General features: G+C 33.8%; 15 protein-coding genes. 4 read left to right on the forward strand and 11 right to left on the reverse strand.

Annotation, left to right across the window (positions count from 1 at the left end; genetic code table 11):
* Nucleotides 1-3 precede the first annotated feature (3 nt).
* Together accB and accC are read left to right on the forward strand one after the other, a co-directional pair.
* Nucleotides 4-432 (forward strand): acetyl-CoA carboxylase biotin carboxyl carrier protein, encoded by a 429-nt coding sequence (gene accB / locus PCI70_RS06885; protein WP_269914594.1) that lies wholly within the window; start codon nt 4-6, stop codon nt 430-432.
* 14 nt (nt 433-446) lie between these two features.
* Nucleotides 447-1,808, forward strand: a complete 1,362-nt coding sequence (gene accC / locus PCI70_RS06890) for an acetyl-CoA carboxylase biotin carboxylase subunit (protein WP_269914595.1) — start codon at nt 447-449, stop codon at nt 1,806-1,808.
* A gap of 17 nt (nt 1,809-1,825) precedes the next feature.
* Here accC and PCI70_RS06895 read toward each other — a convergent pair whose 3' ends face one another.
* The 5 genes from PCI70_RS06895 to prmB form a co-directional block, all read right to left on the reverse strand.
* Nucleotides 1,826-3,310, reverse strand: coding sequence for a PepSY-associated TM helix domain-containing protein (locus tag PCI70_RS06895; protein WP_269914596.1), 1,485 nt, complete (start codon nt 3,308-3,310; stop codon nt 1,826-1,828).
* 231 nt (nt 3,311-3,541) lie between these two features.
* Nucleotides 3,542-3,808: a hypothetical protein gene (locus PCI70_RS06900; protein WP_269914597.1), complete on the reverse strand. Its 267-nt coding sequence runs from the start codon at nt 3,806-3,808 to the stop codon at nt 3,542-3,544.
* Between the two features lie 9 nt (nt 3,809-3,817).
* On the reverse strand, nt 3,818-5,890 hold the full coding sequence (locus tag PCI70_RS06905; protein ID WP_269914598.1) for a TonB-dependent receptor: 2,073 nt from the start codon (nt 5,888-5,890) through the stop codon (nt 3,818-3,820).
* A gap of 101 nt (nt 5,891-5,991) precedes the next feature.
* Nucleotides 5,992-7,077, reverse strand: a complete 1,086-nt coding sequence (aroC, locus tag PCI70_RS06910) for a chorismate synthase (protein ID WP_269914599.1) — start codon at nt 7,075-7,077, stop codon at nt 5,992-5,994.
* Nucleotides 7,078-7,088: 11 nt separating this feature from the next.
* Entirely contained in the window at nt 7,089-8,099 is a 1,011-nt protein-coding gene (prmB, locus tag PCI70_RS06915; RefSeq protein ID WP_269914600.1) for a 50S ribosomal protein L3 N(5)-glutamine methyltransferase, read from the reverse strand.
* A gap of 130 nt (nt 8,100-8,229) precedes the next feature.
* Between prmB and PCI70_RS06920 the strand changes: the two genes are divergently transcribed.
* Entirely contained in the window at nt 8,230-8,661 is a 432-nt protein-coding gene (locus PCI70_RS06920; protein ID WP_269914601.1) for an OsmC family protein, read from the forward strand.
* 22 nt (nt 8,662-8,683) lie between these two features.
* On the opposite strand, the gene PCI70_RS06925 is transcribed toward PCI70_RS06920, so the two are convergent.
* Nucleotides 8,684-8,992, reverse strand: coding sequence for a hypothetical protein (locus PCI70_RS06925; protein WP_269914602.1), 309 nt, complete (start codon nt 8,990-8,992; stop codon nt 8,684-8,686).
* A gap of 91 nt (nt 8,993-9,083) precedes the next feature.
* Between PCI70_RS06925 and PCI70_RS06930 the strand changes: the two genes are divergently transcribed.
* Nucleotides 9,084-9,989, forward strand: coding sequence for a LysR substrate-binding domain-containing protein (locus PCI70_RS06930; protein ID WP_269914828.1), 906 nt, complete (start codon nt 9,084-9,086; stop codon nt 9,987-9,989).
* Here PCI70_RS06930 and PCI70_RS06935 read toward each other — a convergent pair.
* The 5 genes from PCI70_RS06935 to zapE all read right to left on the reverse strand — a co-directional run bounded on the left by PCI70_RS06935 (nt 9,953) and on the right by zapE (nt 16,046).
* The gene (locus tag PCI70_RS06935; protein WP_269914603.1) at nt 9,953-11,611 is read right to left on the reverse strand and encodes an ABC transporter ATP-binding protein/permease; all 1,659 of its coding nucleotides are present in this window, start codon (nt 11,609-11,611) and stop codon (nt 9,953-9,955) included. The two genes, PCI70_RS06930 and PCI70_RS06935, sit on opposite strands and share 37 nt — an antisense overlap.
* Before the next feature lie 2 nt (nt 11,612-11,613).
* The gene (locus tag PCI70_RS06940) at nt 11,614-13,692 is read right to left on the reverse strand and encodes a TonB-dependent siderophore receptor (RefSeq protein WP_269914604.1); all 2,079 of its coding nucleotides are present in this window, start codon (nt 13,690-13,692) and stop codon (nt 11,614-11,616) included.
* Between the two features lie 43 nt (nt 13,693-13,735).
* Nucleotides 13,736-14,104 carry a DUF2946 family protein gene (locus PCI70_RS06945; protein WP_269914605.1) on the reverse strand — a complete coding sequence of 123 codons (369 nt, stop codon included), beginning with the start codon at nt 14,102-14,104 and terminating at the stop codon, nt 13,736-13,738.
* Between the two features lie 142 nt (nt 14,105-14,246).
* Nucleotides 14,247-14,786, reverse strand: coding sequence for a hemerythrin domain-containing protein (locus tag PCI70_RS06950; protein WP_269914606.1), 540 nt, complete (start codon nt 14,784-14,786; stop codon nt 14,247-14,249).
* Nucleotides 14,787-14,948: 162 nt separating this feature from the next.
* Nucleotides 14,949-16,046: a cell division protein ZapE gene (gene zapE / locus PCI70_RS06955; RefSeq protein ID WP_269914607.1), complete on the reverse strand. Its 1,098-nt coding sequence runs from the start codon at nt 16,044-16,046 to the stop codon at nt 14,949-14,951.
* Nucleotides 16,047-16,060: the final 14 nt, after the last annotated feature.

Genomic DNA, 16,060 nt, shown 5'->3' on the forward strand with positions numbered 1-16,060 from the left:
ATTATGGATATTCGTAAAATCAAAAAATTGATTGACCTAATGATTGAATCAGATCTTCAAGCAATTGAAGTTAAAGAAGGCGATCAATCTATTGCTTTAACTCGTCCTGCCCCTGCTCCTGTTCAAATGGGTATGGCTGCAATGCCAGCTGCAACACCTGCATCATCAGGTACCCCTAAAGCGAAAACACCTCGTGGCGTTGTAGAAACTGCGCCAATGGTTGGTGTTTTTTATGCTGCACCAAACCCAGGTGAGGCACCGTTTGTAGAAGTTGGACAAACAATTTCTGCAGGTGAAACATTAGGCATCATCGAAGCAATGAAAATTATGAACCCAATTGAGGCAACTCAAAGTGGTGTAATTGAAGAAATTTTAGTAAAAAATGGCGATGTGATTGAATTTGGTCAAGCATTGTTCCGCTACCGCGCATAATCACGGGGTTTAATATGTTGCAAAAAGTATTAATTGCAAACCGTGGCGAAATTGCATTGCGTATTACACGTGCGTGTAAATCGTTAGGCATTAAAACTGTTGGTGTGTATTCAGATGCTGATAAAGATTTAATGCATTTACGTTTTGTAGATGAAGCTGTTTGTATTGGACCAGGTGCAACAAGTGAAAGTTACTTGAACATCCCTGCTCTACTTACAGCTGCTGAAGTAACAGGCGCAGATGCAATTCATCCAGGTTATGGTTTTTTATCTGAAAATGCTGAATTTGCAGAAATGGTAGAAAGCTCAGGTTATATTTTCATTGGTCCTCGACCTGAACATATTCGCCTTATGGGTAATAAAGTATCTGCAATTACAGCAATGCGTAAAGCAGGTGTTCCAACTGTCCCTGGTTCACAGCATGCCGTTACACCTGCTAATGCAAAAGAAGAAGCTGCAAAGATTGGCTTCCCACTTATTGTTAAAGCAGCATCTGGTGGTGGTGGTCGTGGTATGCGTATTGTAGAACGCATTGATACATTACTTGAATCTGTACAAGCTGCACAGCGTGATGCTGAAATGTGGTTTGGTGATGATACTGTTTATATGGAACGTTTCTTACAGAAACCGCGCCATGTAGAAGTACAAATCCTAGCAGATGGTAATGGACATGCCGTTCATTTGTACGATCGTGATTGTTCTTTACAACGTCGTCATCAGAAAGTACTTGAAGAAGCCCCTGCTCCTAATTTACCAGAACAAGCACGCGAAGATATTTTACAAGCATGTGTACATGCATGTGAATTAATGCAATATCGTGGCGCAGGTACATTCGAGTTTTTATTTGAAGATGATGAGTTCTTCTTTATTGAGATGAATACACGTGTTCAAGTAGAACATCCTGTAACTGAACAAGTCACAGGTATTGATATTATCGAACAACAGTTACGTGTTGCAGCAGGACTTGGCTTAAGTATTGAACAAAAAGATGTTGAAGTAAAAGGCCATGCTATTGAATGTCGTATTAATGCTGAAGATCCAACGACTTTCATGCCATCGCCAGGTAAAATTGAAACATTTTATGCACCAGGCGGTGCAGGTATTCGTCTAGATTCACATATTTATCAAGGATATCGTATTCCACCTTACTATGATTCAATGATTGCTAAACTCATTTCTCATGGTAAAGATCGTGAAACGGCAATTGCGCGTATGCGTCAGGCTTTAGATGAAATGATTCTAACAGGTGTGAAAACAAATATTCCTTTACATAAAGATCTGATCTTACAAGATAAAGATTTCTGTGAAAAAGCAATGGATATCCATTATTTGGAAAAACATTTGCTTAAACAACTTGAAGAAAAACCAGCAAAATAAAAGATAAAAAGAAGTGGTTAACCACTTCTTTTTTTATAAATATACCAAAAACAAATGGCTAAAAAAAATGCTGTAATATCAACACTTAAAATATTTACCCATAAACCAAATGTTGGAACACAAAAAGCAATGATAGATGTAAATATAAAACTAAAAAGACTTAGAGCTGTTAAAAATAATAAATGTTTCAAAGATTTTTTGGAATCTGTTATTAAACAGTAAAAAATACTAAGCGTAAAAATAAAATAATAACCATATATAAAATAGAGATTAAGTAAATTTTTTGGAAAACCTAAAATAACTACCCATTTGGTTGTTGCCATAACTAGACTTATCGCCAATACACTACCAATCATTGCACCTATAGTAATTTTTTCTAAAACTCTTACACTTAAGTTATTTTTATTTTTGCGACTTTGAATCCAAAGCAAGTTTCCAGTATAAAATAAAAAAGCCCCACCTATCCCTAAAATAAAGTATAACCAACGTGTCCAGATTCCATTAAAACTACCAAAATGTAGCGCAAACATAGATTGGATAAATTGTTCTATTCCATTTGCATTTAGAAAAAATTTATTTGTAACTTCTAATGTATAGGGATTCATTATTACAAAATTATGATTAGCACCTCGGAGCATGTTATCGCTGTTATATATTGCAATTCTAACCACTGCTTGTGATTGATTTTGAAGATGATTAAAATCCATATAATCAACTTGATAGTTAGGAGCAATATGATTTGTTTTCAGTAAAATTTGCTTGATATCTAATGGTTTTTTTTGAATATATTGTTCAGATATAATAGGTTTATTGAAAATAGTTTGCCCTGTTAAATTCGATAAAATTGTGAAAAATACATCATGAAAAGCAAATACAATAACGGTTAAACTAATAATAATATGAAAAGGTAGATTAGTAATACCAACGACATTATGCATATCTAATAAAAATCTTTTTTTGTTTTTTGTTTTTCGAATTACTAAATAGTCTTTTACTAATGTTGGCAAGTGTAAAATTAGCCCTGAAATTATTGCAATAAAATAAAGCAATGAGATAAATCCCATTAAAATTACACCTGTTTTTTCGTGCCCAATATGTGTGGGTATACCTGCTGTTTCGTGCAGAAGCTCAATTAAATGACCTAGTTCTGAAGGCTGTTGTTGCTCAACTTTAAGATGATTATTTTGTATATTAGCTATCCATGTTGAGTGCCCTTCTTGCCATATCATAGGAATTTTATGGGAAACATTATTACTTAGATTTAAAGTAAAATGATCTTGAGTAATAGGTACTTGTTTCTGAACAGCTTGAATAAATTGATTAATATTTTGAGGTGTATAATTTACGACTTGTTGTGGTGGAGTTGACCATTGTGTTATTTGATATTGGAAAACAGATAATCCACCTGCGATAAAACAAATAAAAAGAAAAATTCCAGAAATAATTCCTGTCCACGTATGTAAAGTTTTACTTAATTTTAAAAATTCTGTTTTAATTTTCATTATTTAATCCAAAGTAAAACACATGCACTCATAACATTGAGTATAAGTAAACAATACCAACTATATTTAAAATATAAACAGCTCATCATTAGAGGAAGCCATATCCATACTATTAACCAGATGACATATTGAGCTAAAATTATTTTAGAAAAATAAGGTTGCATGAAGATAAATAGAATACTTACTAACATCATAGAGAATGTAAAAGTGAATACACTTGCTATAAAAACTCTAATCCACAATAGATTTATCATTTTTAAAGATCACTTGAATAAAAGGTATAAATGACAAAATGACACTTAGACAAATAAGCCACATAAATACGCCGATAATAATTTGATTTGAGCATAAGAATTTCAGTCCTATTAATAATGTGATAATTCCTAAATATTTCCATCTAGGTTTTAAAGCTATTTTTAATAAATTTTGATTGTTGTGAGATAAATAGATAAAAATAGCGCCTAAAATTGTGATTAATATGCCAATTTGCTTAAACATGATAATTTCCTAAAAATTAAAAGTTAGCCCTAATTTATAATTTCGATCTGCACCAATAATGGCGTAGTTACTATTAAATATGCCTGCCCAATATTTTTTATTTGTAATATTATCGATGTTTAAATTTATTGTTGTTGGAACTTTAAACATTGTTACTTTATAACTAATCCCTGAATTCATTATAAAGTAACTTTTCAGGCTTAGGCTATTTTGATTATTTAAGTATTGCTTTCCAACATATTGGGTACCAAAATTAATTACTGCTCTGTCAAATAGTGAATATTCTAAATTCAAACTACTTGTCAGTTTGGGTACACCATATACGTTATTCCCTTGATTCTCCGAAGCTTTTATTATTTTTGTATGGGTATAAGCTGCATTTCCTGATAAATTTATTTTTTCAGATAATTTGCCATTAAACTGCCATTCTAGCCCTCTGGAACGAGTGTTTGCCCCATCAGTTGTAAGTTGAGTATATTGGGAGTCCGTATAGGCTGTTGTCATAGTAGAAGGTTTTTCAATTTGAAATACCGCAAATGTATTAAACCAATCTACTGTTTTATATTTTAATCCAAGCTCGTATTGTTTTGTTTGAAATGGTTTAAACGTTTTTCCGTAATTTACGTCTAATATATTGTCTACGGTTACACCTTGTGATAGCCCTTCTACATAACTTGCATAAATTGAGGTTAGATCATTCGCTTTAAATGTAATACCTAGAGTTGGTGAAAGTTTATTCGCTTTATATTGAGTGTCAGAATATGTATTCTTGATATTCATCTCTTGATATCGAGCACCTAAAATAAAATTGATTTGGTCTTGTAAAAACGAAATTTGGTCTGTGAAGGTATAACTTGTAAAAGAATGATTTCCATAAGGCAATAAAGTTGGATATGTAGTAGGCATCGTACCTATCGTTGTAGGATTATATAAATTTGTGGTAAATGCTGAAGATGTTGCTTTTGCATGTTGCCAATAATTTCTATTTAAATAATCGACACGAAATTCAATAACATGATGTGATTTACTTAAATTAGACTCTGTCGTTATACCCGCGTTGAATGTGGTGTTATGTTCATTAAGAGCAGTACGATAATATTGTGAAGTTGCATCACCTAAAGTATTCTTCAAAATCATACGCGTGCCAAAAATATGTCCTTCGTACTCTTTTTCAGCATAACCTATTCCACCAAAAATTTTAGTTATGGGTGTAATTTTGTAAATGGTTGATAACCCAATAAAATCGCTACTTGTTTTACCATCTAAATGTGGAAAATAATTTTTGTCACCACTGGGTGCATCAATTACCTCTGTAAGTTTCTCCATAGAAACCATAGCAGGAGATCCATTTTTACGATGCTCTCTAATGCTGTATGCATCTAAATTTATTTTTATTTTATCTGTTGTATAATCTGTCGCAATAGATCCTAATTTTAACTGATCTTTCATACTTTTAATTGTGTGTTCACCCTCACCATATGTACTATTAACACGTATACCAAATTGATTTTCTGCACCAAAACGTCTAGAGATATCTATACCTGTTTTTGTATATCCACTTTTTTCTATACTTGTATTCAGTTGCGTTAAATTTTTATCTGCACGTTTCGTATTTGCAATAATTACACCCCCTACACTTCCCGTGGGTGCTATACCTCCCACCAAGGCATTTGGCCCTTTGAGTACGGTAATAGAGTCTAAAATATCCGTTGGTATACGACTAATAGGTGCCATACCATACATTCCATTCAGCGCAATATCATCAGATGCAACACTAAAGCCACGTATTTGGAAGTTTTCGTTCAAATGCCCTTCGTTTGTGGTTGTACGAATACTAGGATCATTTTTTAATGCTTGTGCTAAAGTAGTAATTTGCTGTTTTTGGATTAAATCATGTGTGTAGTTATTTATCGAAAAAGGTATATCACTAATTTCTAAATTACCTAATGTATTTAGATTAATTGTATTTTTAGTTTGGGCTTTTAATGTAATAGTCGGTAATTGTTCCTCTGCATGGCTATAATTGAATAGAATTGTAAATAAATACGAGCTCCAGAATATTTTTTTATACACATCTTCCATAATAATGATTCTTAAGATACAAACAATAATTATTATCATTAATATGGATACATTTTTCAATAGTTTTACTACAAAAAAGCCCCTGCTAAGAGGGGCTTTTTTTAAATAGGTTCAATCGGTTGAATAACATCTGCATTTTGTGCACGATGTCTTAAAAAATGATCCATTAAAACAATTGCCATCATTGCTTCTGCAATAGGTGTTGCACGAACACCTACACATGGATCATGACGCCCTTTTGTTAGAACGTCTGTATTCTCTCTTTGCAAATTTATCGTTTTACCGGATGTCGTAATACTTGCAGTTGGTTTTAGAGCAATAGCTGTACGAATTGTTTGACCTGATGAAATACCGCCTAAAACTCCACCTGCATGATTTGCTAAAAAACCATCTGTTGTGAGTTCATCACGTGTTTGGTGTCCAAACTGTTCTGCTACGCCAAAACCATCGCCAATTTCAACACCTTTAACAGCATTGATACTCATCATAGCATGAGCAATATCAGCATCTAAGCGGTCAAAAACAGGCTCACCCCATCCTACAGGTACATTCTCAGCTAAAATTTCTAGCTTAGCACCACAGCTTGTACCTTGTTCTCGTAGTGAGGTGACCAACTGTTCAAAACGTGGTACGGCATCTATATCGCCACAAAAAAACGGATTGTTTGGAACTTCATTCCAATCAAGTTTTTCTGCTTTTTCAGTACCAATTTGCGTGACATGACCACGAATTAAGATATTAAACTTCTCGGCAAGATACTTTTTAGCAATTGCCCCTGCTGCAACACGCATTGCAGTTTCACGGGCACTTGAACGCCCACCACCACGATAATCTCGAAAACCATATTTTTGGGTATATGTATAATCGGCATGCCCAGGACGAAAAGTCTGCGCAATGTTACCGTAATCTTTTGATTTTTGATCTGTGTTTTCAATTAATAAACCAATTGATGTTCCTGTGGTTTTACCTTCAAATACACCAGAAATAATCTTAACTTGATCAGGCTCTTTACGCTGTGTTGCAAATTTAGATGTTCCCGGTTTACGGCGATCTAAATCTTTTTGTAAATCTGCTTCACACAATTCAATGCCGGGTGGCACGCCATCTACAATTGCCATAAGCCCAACCCCATGCGACTCACCGCATGTAGTCACTTTAAATAACTGCCCAATTGAATTTCCTGCCATTTTTTATTCCTTTAAGCTGTCACAGAATCTAAAAATAATTGTCTATATTCACGGCATTGTGCGGCAGTTAAAGCAAAAATACCTGAGCCACCTTTTTGGAATTTTAACCAATGAAAATCAACAGTATTGAAGTTTTGACGCATTGCCCATTCAGAATTACCCACTTCAATCACAATTAAACCATCTTCTGTAAGGTAATCGGCAGCTTGTGCAAGCATTTTACGAACAAGGTCTAAACCATCTTGACCTGCTGCAAGTGCAAGTTCGGGTTCGTGTAAGAATTCTTCAGGTAAATCTGCCATATCTTCAGCATCTACATACGGTGGATTCGTTACAATTAAATCATATTGATTTTCGGCAGGAATTTTTGCAAATAAATCAGATTCTAATAGTGCAACTTGATACTGCATATTATGATGTTCAGTATTTAACGCAGCGACTTCTAATGCATCGCGTGAAATGTCGGTTGCATCGACCTCTGCTTCAGGAAATGCATACGCAAGCGCAATAGCAATACAACCTGATCCTGTACACATATCTAAAATACGGCGAGGTGTTTTTGGTTCTTTATTTTTAGGTAGATTATTTAACGCTTCATGCATATGCCCTTGTGCATCTAAACAATATGGCGAAAAACGTTGCTCAATGAGTTCTGCAATTGGCGAACGAGGAATAAGTACACGTTCGTCTACATAAAACGGTTTATTACAAAAATATGCGAGGTTTAATAAATAAGATGTTGGAATACGATCATTAATACGACGTTCAAGTAATGCTAAAAATTCAGCTTTTTCACTTGGTAATAATTTTGCCTCTAAAATTTCGTTATCTGCCGACCAATCTAAAGCTAAAGTTTGTAATACTAATGCAGAACTTTCAGCAAAAAAATCTTCTGTGCCCTGTCCTAAGTGTGCATCGTGTTGACGTAAAGCAGTCACCCCAAAGCGAATAAAATCACGAATTGTTGTTAAATTTTCAGCAGCTTCATTTAGACTTTCAGGGCTAATAGTCAATCGCTCCACGCAGAACTCCAAGCATTATCATTTAAAAACACTATTCTACCTTGTTTTAAATTAACCTTACAGAGCTATAACATTTTAATCCCCAAGACATGGTAGATTAAAAACTCAATTAAACTAAATGGATAACAACATGGCTGATATTATAAAAAAAGGTTCTGCACACTGGGAAGGCAACATTAAACAAGGTAAAGGGACGCTTTCTACAGAAAGTGGCGCACTTAATCAACAACCTTATGGCTTTAATACACGTTTTGAAGGTAAACCAGGTACAAATCCAGAAGAAATTTTAGGTGCAGCACATGCCGCTTGTTTTTCGATGGCACTATCGCTACAACTTGGCGAACAGAATTATACAGCTGATCATATTGATACAGAAGCCTTTGTAACCCTTGCAAAAGATGACCAAGGTTTTGTAATTAATCACATCAAACTACAAAGTCGTGTCAAAGTACCCAATCTAGACAATGACACCTTTCAAAAAATTGCTGAAGCAACAAAACAAGGTTGCCCAGTTTCTCGATTGTTTAATGCAGAAATTGAGTTGGATGCACAACTTGTCTAACACATAAAAAAGGTTGAGCTAATCAACCTTTTTTAAACCCAATGTAACGGCTATATTCAAGTACACCTAATGGCATTTGATACACGTCTAAATCCTGAATTACATCTTTAAGATTATCCCAAACATTCAGCTCTTGTGCATGAATCACATCGACGGGATTAGGTAAGCAATCTTCAAAATCATCTAATATATATTCAAATCCTAAATCTAAGGCAATAAACTGTGTATGCTGACAAGGCTGTATATACTGTTCTTGTGTCCAATCTAATACAGTGTGTTGACATACCGGACAATTAATTGATGCGGTTGCACTTTGTATTTGGTGATACATTGAAATACCTCAAAATAAGTATTCTATCAGATATTGTTTTATGTTCTCTAAACATTTAAGGTGAGCACAGCAACATAATATGGTTAACACAATGCTCAATGATTTAGATGATTTTTATTGCTTTGCTCTTGTAGTAGAACATGGTGGCTTTAGTGCAGCCGAGCGTGTAACAGATATTCCAAAATCAAAATTGAGTCGTCGTGTATATAATTTAGAAGAGCGTTTGGGCGTCCGTCTTATTCAAAGAAGCTCTCGTCATTTTTCAGTGACCGATATTGGTATGAATGTTTACCGTCATGCTCAAGTAATGATGAATGCAGCACAAGCAGCACATGACTTGGTTGATCATCTGAGTGTAGAACCGCGTGGTGTGATTCGTGTCAGTATTCCTGTTTCTGTGGCGCAAAATGAATTCACAAAAATTTTACCTGATTTTATTAAAAAATATCCCGAAATTCGTTTACAACTCATCGTGACTAACAGACGTGTAGATGTAATTAATGAAAATGTGGATATTGCATTACGTGTACGTTATAAAATTGATGATGATCCAAATTTAATCGTGCGACAATTTGAGCGTATAGAACAGCATTTATTTGCAAGCCAAGCCTATCTAAATGAATATGGACATTTAAAATGTCCTGAAGATTTAACCCATCATAAAGTGCTGAGTATGGCAGATGGTAATCCAGATCAATACATGATTTTGAATCATCTAGAACATGGCACAAGTAAAGTTAAAATTAATCCAACGGTTATGGGTTCAGATTTAATTATGCTTGCACAACTTGCAAGACAAAACTGCGGTATTGCCTTACTCCCCGATTCTTTAACCCATGATTACATACAAAGTGGCGAGCTTGTTCAAGTATTACCTGAGTGGAAGGCTCCTCATGGTATCCTACATGCAGTTTATCCATCCCGCAGAGGTATGCTCCCTGCGGTACGGGTATTTATTGACTACTTAGTAGAAACTCTCAGTACAACTGTTTCGTGATGGAATTGTTGTACATTATCTCGATGCGCCACACTAATCACGGTAAGTTGTGGCAAATCATCTAATAGGGTATACAAACGTGTTTCGTTTTTAGTGTCTAATGCTGATGTTGCCTCATCTAAGAAAACATATTTAGGTTGTTGCAAAACAATTTTGGCAAAAGCTAAACGTTGTTGCTCACCTAAAGATAGAATATTCTCCCAATCATCTGCATCGTGTAAATCTAAAGCCAAATTGACTTGAGTAAGTGCAGCGTTACACGCTTCATCACTAAAATCTTGCGCATGTTTTGGATAGCATAAAATTTCTTTGATTGTGCCATAAGGCAAATAGCTTTTTTGAGGTAAAAATAAAATATCCTCAGGAATCGGACGTTCAACTGTACCTACACCGTGTTTCCATAACCCTGCTAAAGCACGCAACAATGTACTTTTACCTACGCCAGATTCACCCTGAATCAGAACACGGTTGCCAGAAGTAATCTGTAAATTGGGTACATCAACTAAAATATTTCCATTTGGACGATTTAAACGTAAATTGTGCGTTGCAATCACCTCAGATTTTTTACACTCAATCGTTGATAAATCATCGTCATAAAGTGCAGATTGAAACTCAGTTAAACGTTTAAGTGCTGCACGTAAAGCTGAAAGTTCTTGATAGTTAAAAATAAACCAAGATAAAGACGCTCGTACTCGCATAAAACTAGAGGTAAGTTGCATCATACCGCCCAGCGTGACTTTTTTTGCTAAATACTGTGGTACCACAAGTAAATATGGAATATATGCACCTGCTTCAATATATACAGACTCTGTCACTGCAATTCGTTTGGTATATGTCATAATGCCACGCCAGTTTTGACGAATGGCAACAAACGAATTAACTAACCGATTTTTTTCTGCCTCTTGTCCCTTATATAACGCAATTTGTTCCGCATTACTGCGAATATTAATTAAAAGCGCACGAAAATCTGCTTCATATTGCTGTTGTTTATAATTCAAGGATACCATTGGGCGCCCTATTTTCTCCATAATGTATGAACCTAAAAAGGCATAAATAATGGCAACCCATAACATTGCACCGGGAATAATATAATCTGCACCTTGTATATTAAATACCCATGTATTGGATACACTCCAAATCAGTGCACCATAAGACACTAAATTCACACAGTTTTTAAGTAAGCCTGTTGAAAGAGATAAACTCTTTTTAGCCATATCTCCCAAATCTTCTGCAATACGTTGATCGGGGTTATCTGCTCGTTTTTCTTTTTCAATATGATAAAACTTATCACCTTTTAACCAATCACTAATATAATGATGTGTAAGCCATGTCCGCCAACGAATCTCTAACATTTGCTCAAAATAGGTACTAAATGTTCTAGCGGTAATATTTGCAGTTACTAAACCTAGCAATGTAATCAGTAATGGTTTTATTAAATCAACTTTATAGTCTGTAAGTGCATCATAAAAATCTTTTTGCCAATGTGTAATTTGCAAAATCACATAGATATTACTCATATCTAATGTAATAACAAGCGCTAATAGACCAAAAGCAAACCATTTTTCATCTGATACCCAATAAGGCTTTAGAACTTGCCAAGCCGAAATATTTTTTTTCATCATCATTAGTGCTTAAAGTTAAAAGAGAGCATGAAATTACGAGGATCACCGTAGATATTATAAACGCTGTTTGTACCTACAGAGCTATAGTAACGCTTATCTGTTAGATTATTTCCAACTAAACTGACTGTTATATTCGGATTAATTGGATAACTCACTACCGTATTAATCAACACATAACCCCCTTGTTTTCGTGTTAACTGTGTTCCACGGCTACCATAATATTCACTTACAGCAGTTGCGCCTAAACCAAGTTTTAACCCATTTTCAAGTGTGTACATATTCCACAATTTAAAACTATGCTTTGGTTCTGCTGTACTCATTGTTAAGCCTTGGTTACGGCTATCTTTTAAGTATGTATTAGTCGCATACGTATACCCTAAAGAGATGTTCCAATTGTCTTTTAAACTTCCTACAAGCTCTGTTTCTATACCCTCACTTTGTACCTTACCCGATGCAATATATGCCTTTGGGTCACTCGGATCACTCATAGGACGATTTTCATCGTTTAATCTAAACAAAGCAATTGACGTATTTAAATGATCATTAATAAAACTATGTTTAGCACCAATCTCGTATTGATTACCTTGTCTAGGCGCTAATACGTTACCCTGTATATCTAAAGCTGTTTGTGGTACAAAAATATTGGAATAACTGCCATATACTGTGAGCTGAGGTGTGATGTTATATAAAAGTCCTGCATAAGGTGTAAATTCACCATCTTCTTCACCTTGAGTTTTCCAATTTGTTACAGTAGATGGTGCAATATCACGACTTTTATTTTTATAATTTGATACTCGTCCACCTAATACTAATGTCATTGGATCTGTTAACTTAAAACGAATTTGGGAGTACAAACCCGTTTGAGTTGTTTTCTTCTGAGAAGCATTATCATAATCTAAATTTGGCTGTTTTAATTGATGGGTAAATAAATCTATATTTTGATATGTCGTGCCATCATCTGCCCACCAATTTTTATAACTTAGGTTATCATAATTATAACCAATAACCATTTGATGTTCATGATTAAACAAATCAAATGAACCACTCAAATAAAGATCAACCGCTTTGCGTGTATAGTGATATTTATTATTTTCAAGAGGTGCATAACTTACTAACCCTGTGTTTGTATCTACAGCACTTGTTACATAACTATCTAAAGCATGCTCAGTTCTTGTGTAATAACGAACGCGTGTATTTAATTTCCATCTTGTATTAAATAAATGCTCATAGCCCAATACAGTATCATTCATTGTGCTATTACTATATGCCCAATCTGGCGTTGCATTTGTAGCACGTTTAATATTTAGCAATTTTCCGGTTTTACTTGCAGGCAAACCAAAAGATGGTGAATCAGTTTTAGTGGTTTGTAAAGCATTTGAAATTAAAAAAGAATCTGAATCAGTTGGTCTATACTCTAGTACCCCATACAATAGCCCTTTTTTTTGATGTGTTTGATCAGTATCAAAATCTTTATCTTGACCAACTGCAACCATTCGTCCATTTATTTTATCTGTTATAGGTTGTGAAATATCTATTGTTGCTCTTTTATTATTCCAACTACCATAACTCAAATTACTTAATATCTCGGGGGCATCTTTAGGTTTTTTAGTCACAAAATTTACAGTACCGCCTAAGTTTCCTGTTCCTGTTAAAATTCCTGATGCTCCACGTAAAATTTCTATTTGCTGATAAAGTGCTAAATCAAATTGTTGGTTACCGCTTAGGCTATTATAGCTTGGAATACCATCAACAGATGAATTAAGAGCATATCCACGGGTTTTATATTGACTTTGTGTAGAATCATTTGGAATAACAGTGAGTCCAGCAACTTGTTCTAAAGCATCCTCTACGGAAGTTAAATGTTGATCCTCTATTCTTTGCTCTGTTAATACAGAAACAGATTGTGGAGTTTCTTTTAAAATTACGGGCAACTTAGAGGCTACCGTATTTGTATTTGCAATATAGCGGTTTTGACTTTTAAACGATAATGTATCTAATACATGATCGTCTGCATGTACAAAATTACAGATGAGCAAGATTGAGATACTTAGTGCGCATCGGATAAATTTATTTTGAGTCATATCTTTCTCTTAACTTAATCAAAATTTAAATAAAATGAAAAAATTAAGAGATGGGTGGGGCTCGCCCTTGTGGATTAAGGAAAAGACGTTGTAATGCAAAATAGATATGTTTAAACGCATGCTGAAAAGCCAATAAACGAATTTGCATTCGCTCAAAAACTTCTTGAATACTTTTCTCTATATAAAATGCCACACTACTATAAACATGACAATACAAACACTCATGTTCGAGAGCTTTCTTTTTTTGATGTGTTGGCAAAGATTGATGATGGTGACGCATAGTCATCTGATGATGAGGCGAATGCATAACTTCAGAGACAGTCTCACACACCAAGCTCGTTTGAAACGGCTTTGGAAGTAGTGGCTGTAAAAACACAGCAAGTTGTAAAAAGATTGCAAGAAATGCAATCATCACACCAAACTTAAACAAATAAAAAGCTCATACATCCGATAGACGAAAGTATAATAAAGAATAAGTTTTTTTTAAAGTTTATAATAAAAAACCATATAAAAGAATTCTGTTATGTCTTCATAAAATAACCACTAGCATTATCTCATGCAGCTTTAGCATAAATTGGATAAAGAAGATTTTCTTCGCTTTCGATACGCTTAACTAATACTTGTCCTATCTCTCTAAGATCTGCTGAGAATTCTTGAATATTATGTGAACTTAAATCAATGTCTATCCATGTGTTCAAAAATTTATTGATTTCTGTCTCCAAATTACGCATTTCTCGTCGGAATATTCTGATTTTTTTGAACTCTTCTATTTCTTCTTTCAAACTTTGCTCTAAATAAGCATATAACTTTACATTTTTACTATAAAGTTGGATATTAAACGTCTTTTTAAATTGTTGTAGTTTTTCTAATATTTGAGCGTATTGGAATTTACTCCCACTTTCTACAATTGAACCATATAAAAACAATAATTTCTGATGATCTTCTTTTAAATTGTTAACTAGATTTTCATTATAATGAATTTGTTCAGCTTGCGTGTTCTTATCGATTGTTCGTTCATGTTCAGATAAGTTTAAATTATTTTCTGATGTATTTTGAGAGCCAAAAAAAGATTTCAACCAAATAGAAACGCTCATGAAATAGCCATAACTTAATATTCTTAATTAATTCATCATACTAAAATTTCAAATAAATCTATCCATACTTTTTTTGACAGCCTTTGTAAGCTATATCTTCTTTTTTAAAGAAAAAAGAAGATATATTTATTAGTATATATTAATAATGAGAATGATATCACATTAATCTAACCGATGTGCTGAATTTAAATATTCATCAGATTGCATCTCTAATAAGCGTGACTGTGTTCTCTGAATTTCGAATGCAAGTCTCTTTCCTTGATATAAATCTAAAATAGTATTTTCAGAAGTAATAATTAATTTTACTTTTCGGTCATAAAACTCATCGACCAAATAAATAAAACGACGTGTAATATCATTAATTTGATCATTTAAATGTGGAATATCACTGACCAATACTGTCGTGTATTTATTTGCAATTTCAATAAAGTCAGATGGACTTCTTGGCTCTCTACACAAACTATTAAACGAACACCATAAAATATCATTAGTTTTTTTTACAACATTAATATTTCTATGATTGATTACGATAGGTTCTTGATCTATTTTTTGACCTATCGTAAGTACTTCAAAACGTTGCTCTAACCATTTTGTAGTTTCTATAGATAAAGGGAATTTAAACAACTCAGCTTGTTTTAAAATACGTAATCGATAATCGATACCCGCATCTACGTTTAGAATTGTACAATTTTTTTCTAGAAGCCCAATCGTAGGCAAAAAACGATCACGGTGAATACCATCTTTATATAAACTGCTTGGTTCAATATTTGATGTTGCAATCAATGTAATGCCTTGAGTAAATAATTTTTGAAATAAATCACTTAAAATCATGGCATCAGTTACATTTGTTACAAAAAATTCATCAAAACAAATTACTGTTGTTTTAGAAAGAATAATTTTTGCAACTTCATCTAAAGGATTCTGCTGTCCTGATAATCTATTAAGCTCCTTATGAACATACTGCATAAAATGATGGAAATGCATTCTCATTTTTTCTTTAATAGGCAAAGAATCGAAAAATGTGTCCATAAGCCAAGTCTTTCCTCTGCCTACTCCACCCCACATATATATGCCTTTAGGGGTTACTTTTTTCTTAAAAAAGCTAAAAAAAGATTTTTTTTGTTTATCTTGATCAACTAGGTCATACCAAATTTTATCCAATAATATTACCGCTTTTTCTTGTACTTTATCTTCAACAAAATGCCCTGAAGATATTGCTTGTTGGTAATGTTGTAATGGTGTTTTAACTTGAACTTCCATATTAGTTATAAAAA

It is taken from the genome of Acinetobacter sp. HY1485 (assembly GCF_027568475.1).
GTDB lineage: Bacteria > Pseudomonadota > Gammaproteobacteria > Pseudomonadales > Moraxellaceae > Acinetobacter.

Bases quoted from the DNA above. Each gene is read 5' to 3' on its own strand.
- PCI70_RS06935 (WP_269914603.1), bottom strand. From the start codon at position 11,611: ATGATGAAAAAAAATATTTCGGCTTGGCAAGTTCTAAAGCCTTATTGG.
- zapE (WP_269914607.1), bottom strand. From the start codon at position 16,046: ATGGAAGTTCAAGTTAAAACACCATTACAACATTACCAACAAGCAATA.
- PCI70_RS06920 (WP_269914601.1), top strand. From the start codon at position 8,230: ATGGCTGATATTATAAAAAAAGGTTCTGCACACTGGGAAGGCAACATT.
- accC (WP_269914595.1), top strand. From the start codon at position 447: ATGTTGCAAAAAGTATTAATTGCAAACCGTGGCGAAATTGCATTGCGT.
- PCI70_RS06950 (WP_269914606.1), bottom strand. From the start codon at position 14,786: ATGAGCGTTTCTATTTGGTTGAAATCTTTTTTTGGCTCTCAAAATACA.
- PCI70_RS06905 (WP_269914598.1), bottom strand. From the start codon at position 5,890: ATGGAAGATGTGTATAAAAAAATATTCTGGAGCTCGTATTTATTTACA.
- PCI70_RS06940 (WP_269914604.1), bottom strand. From the start codon at position 13,692: ATGACTCAAAATAAATTTATCCGATGCGCACTAAGTATCTCAATCTTG.
- PCI70_RS06900 (WP_269914597.1), bottom strand. From the start codon at position 3,808: ATGTTTAAGCAAATTGGCATATTAATCACAATTTTAGGCGCTATTTTT.
- PCI70_RS06930 (WP_269914828.1), top strand. From the start codon at position 9,084: ATGCTCAATGATTTAGATGATTTTTATTGCTTTGCTCTTGTAGTAGAA.
- aroC (WP_269914599.1), bottom strand. From the start codon at position 7,077: ATGGCAGGAAATTCAATTGGGCAGTTATTTAAAGTGACTACATGCGGT.
- PCI70_RS06925 (WP_269914602.1), bottom strand. From the start codon at position 8,992: ATGTATCACCAAATACAAAGTGCAACCGCATCAATTAATTGTCCGGTA.
- PCI70_RS06945 (WP_269914605.1), bottom strand. From the start codon at position 14,104: ATGATTGCATTTCTTGCAATCTTTTTACAACTTGCTGTGTTTTTACAG.
- accB (WP_269914594.1), top strand. From the start codon at position 4: ATGGATATTCGTAAAATCAAAAAATTGATTGACCTAATGATTGAATCA.
- PCI70_RS06895 (WP_269914596.1), bottom strand. From the start codon at position 3,310: ATGAAAATTAAAACAGAATTTTTAAAATTAAGTAAAACTTTACATACG.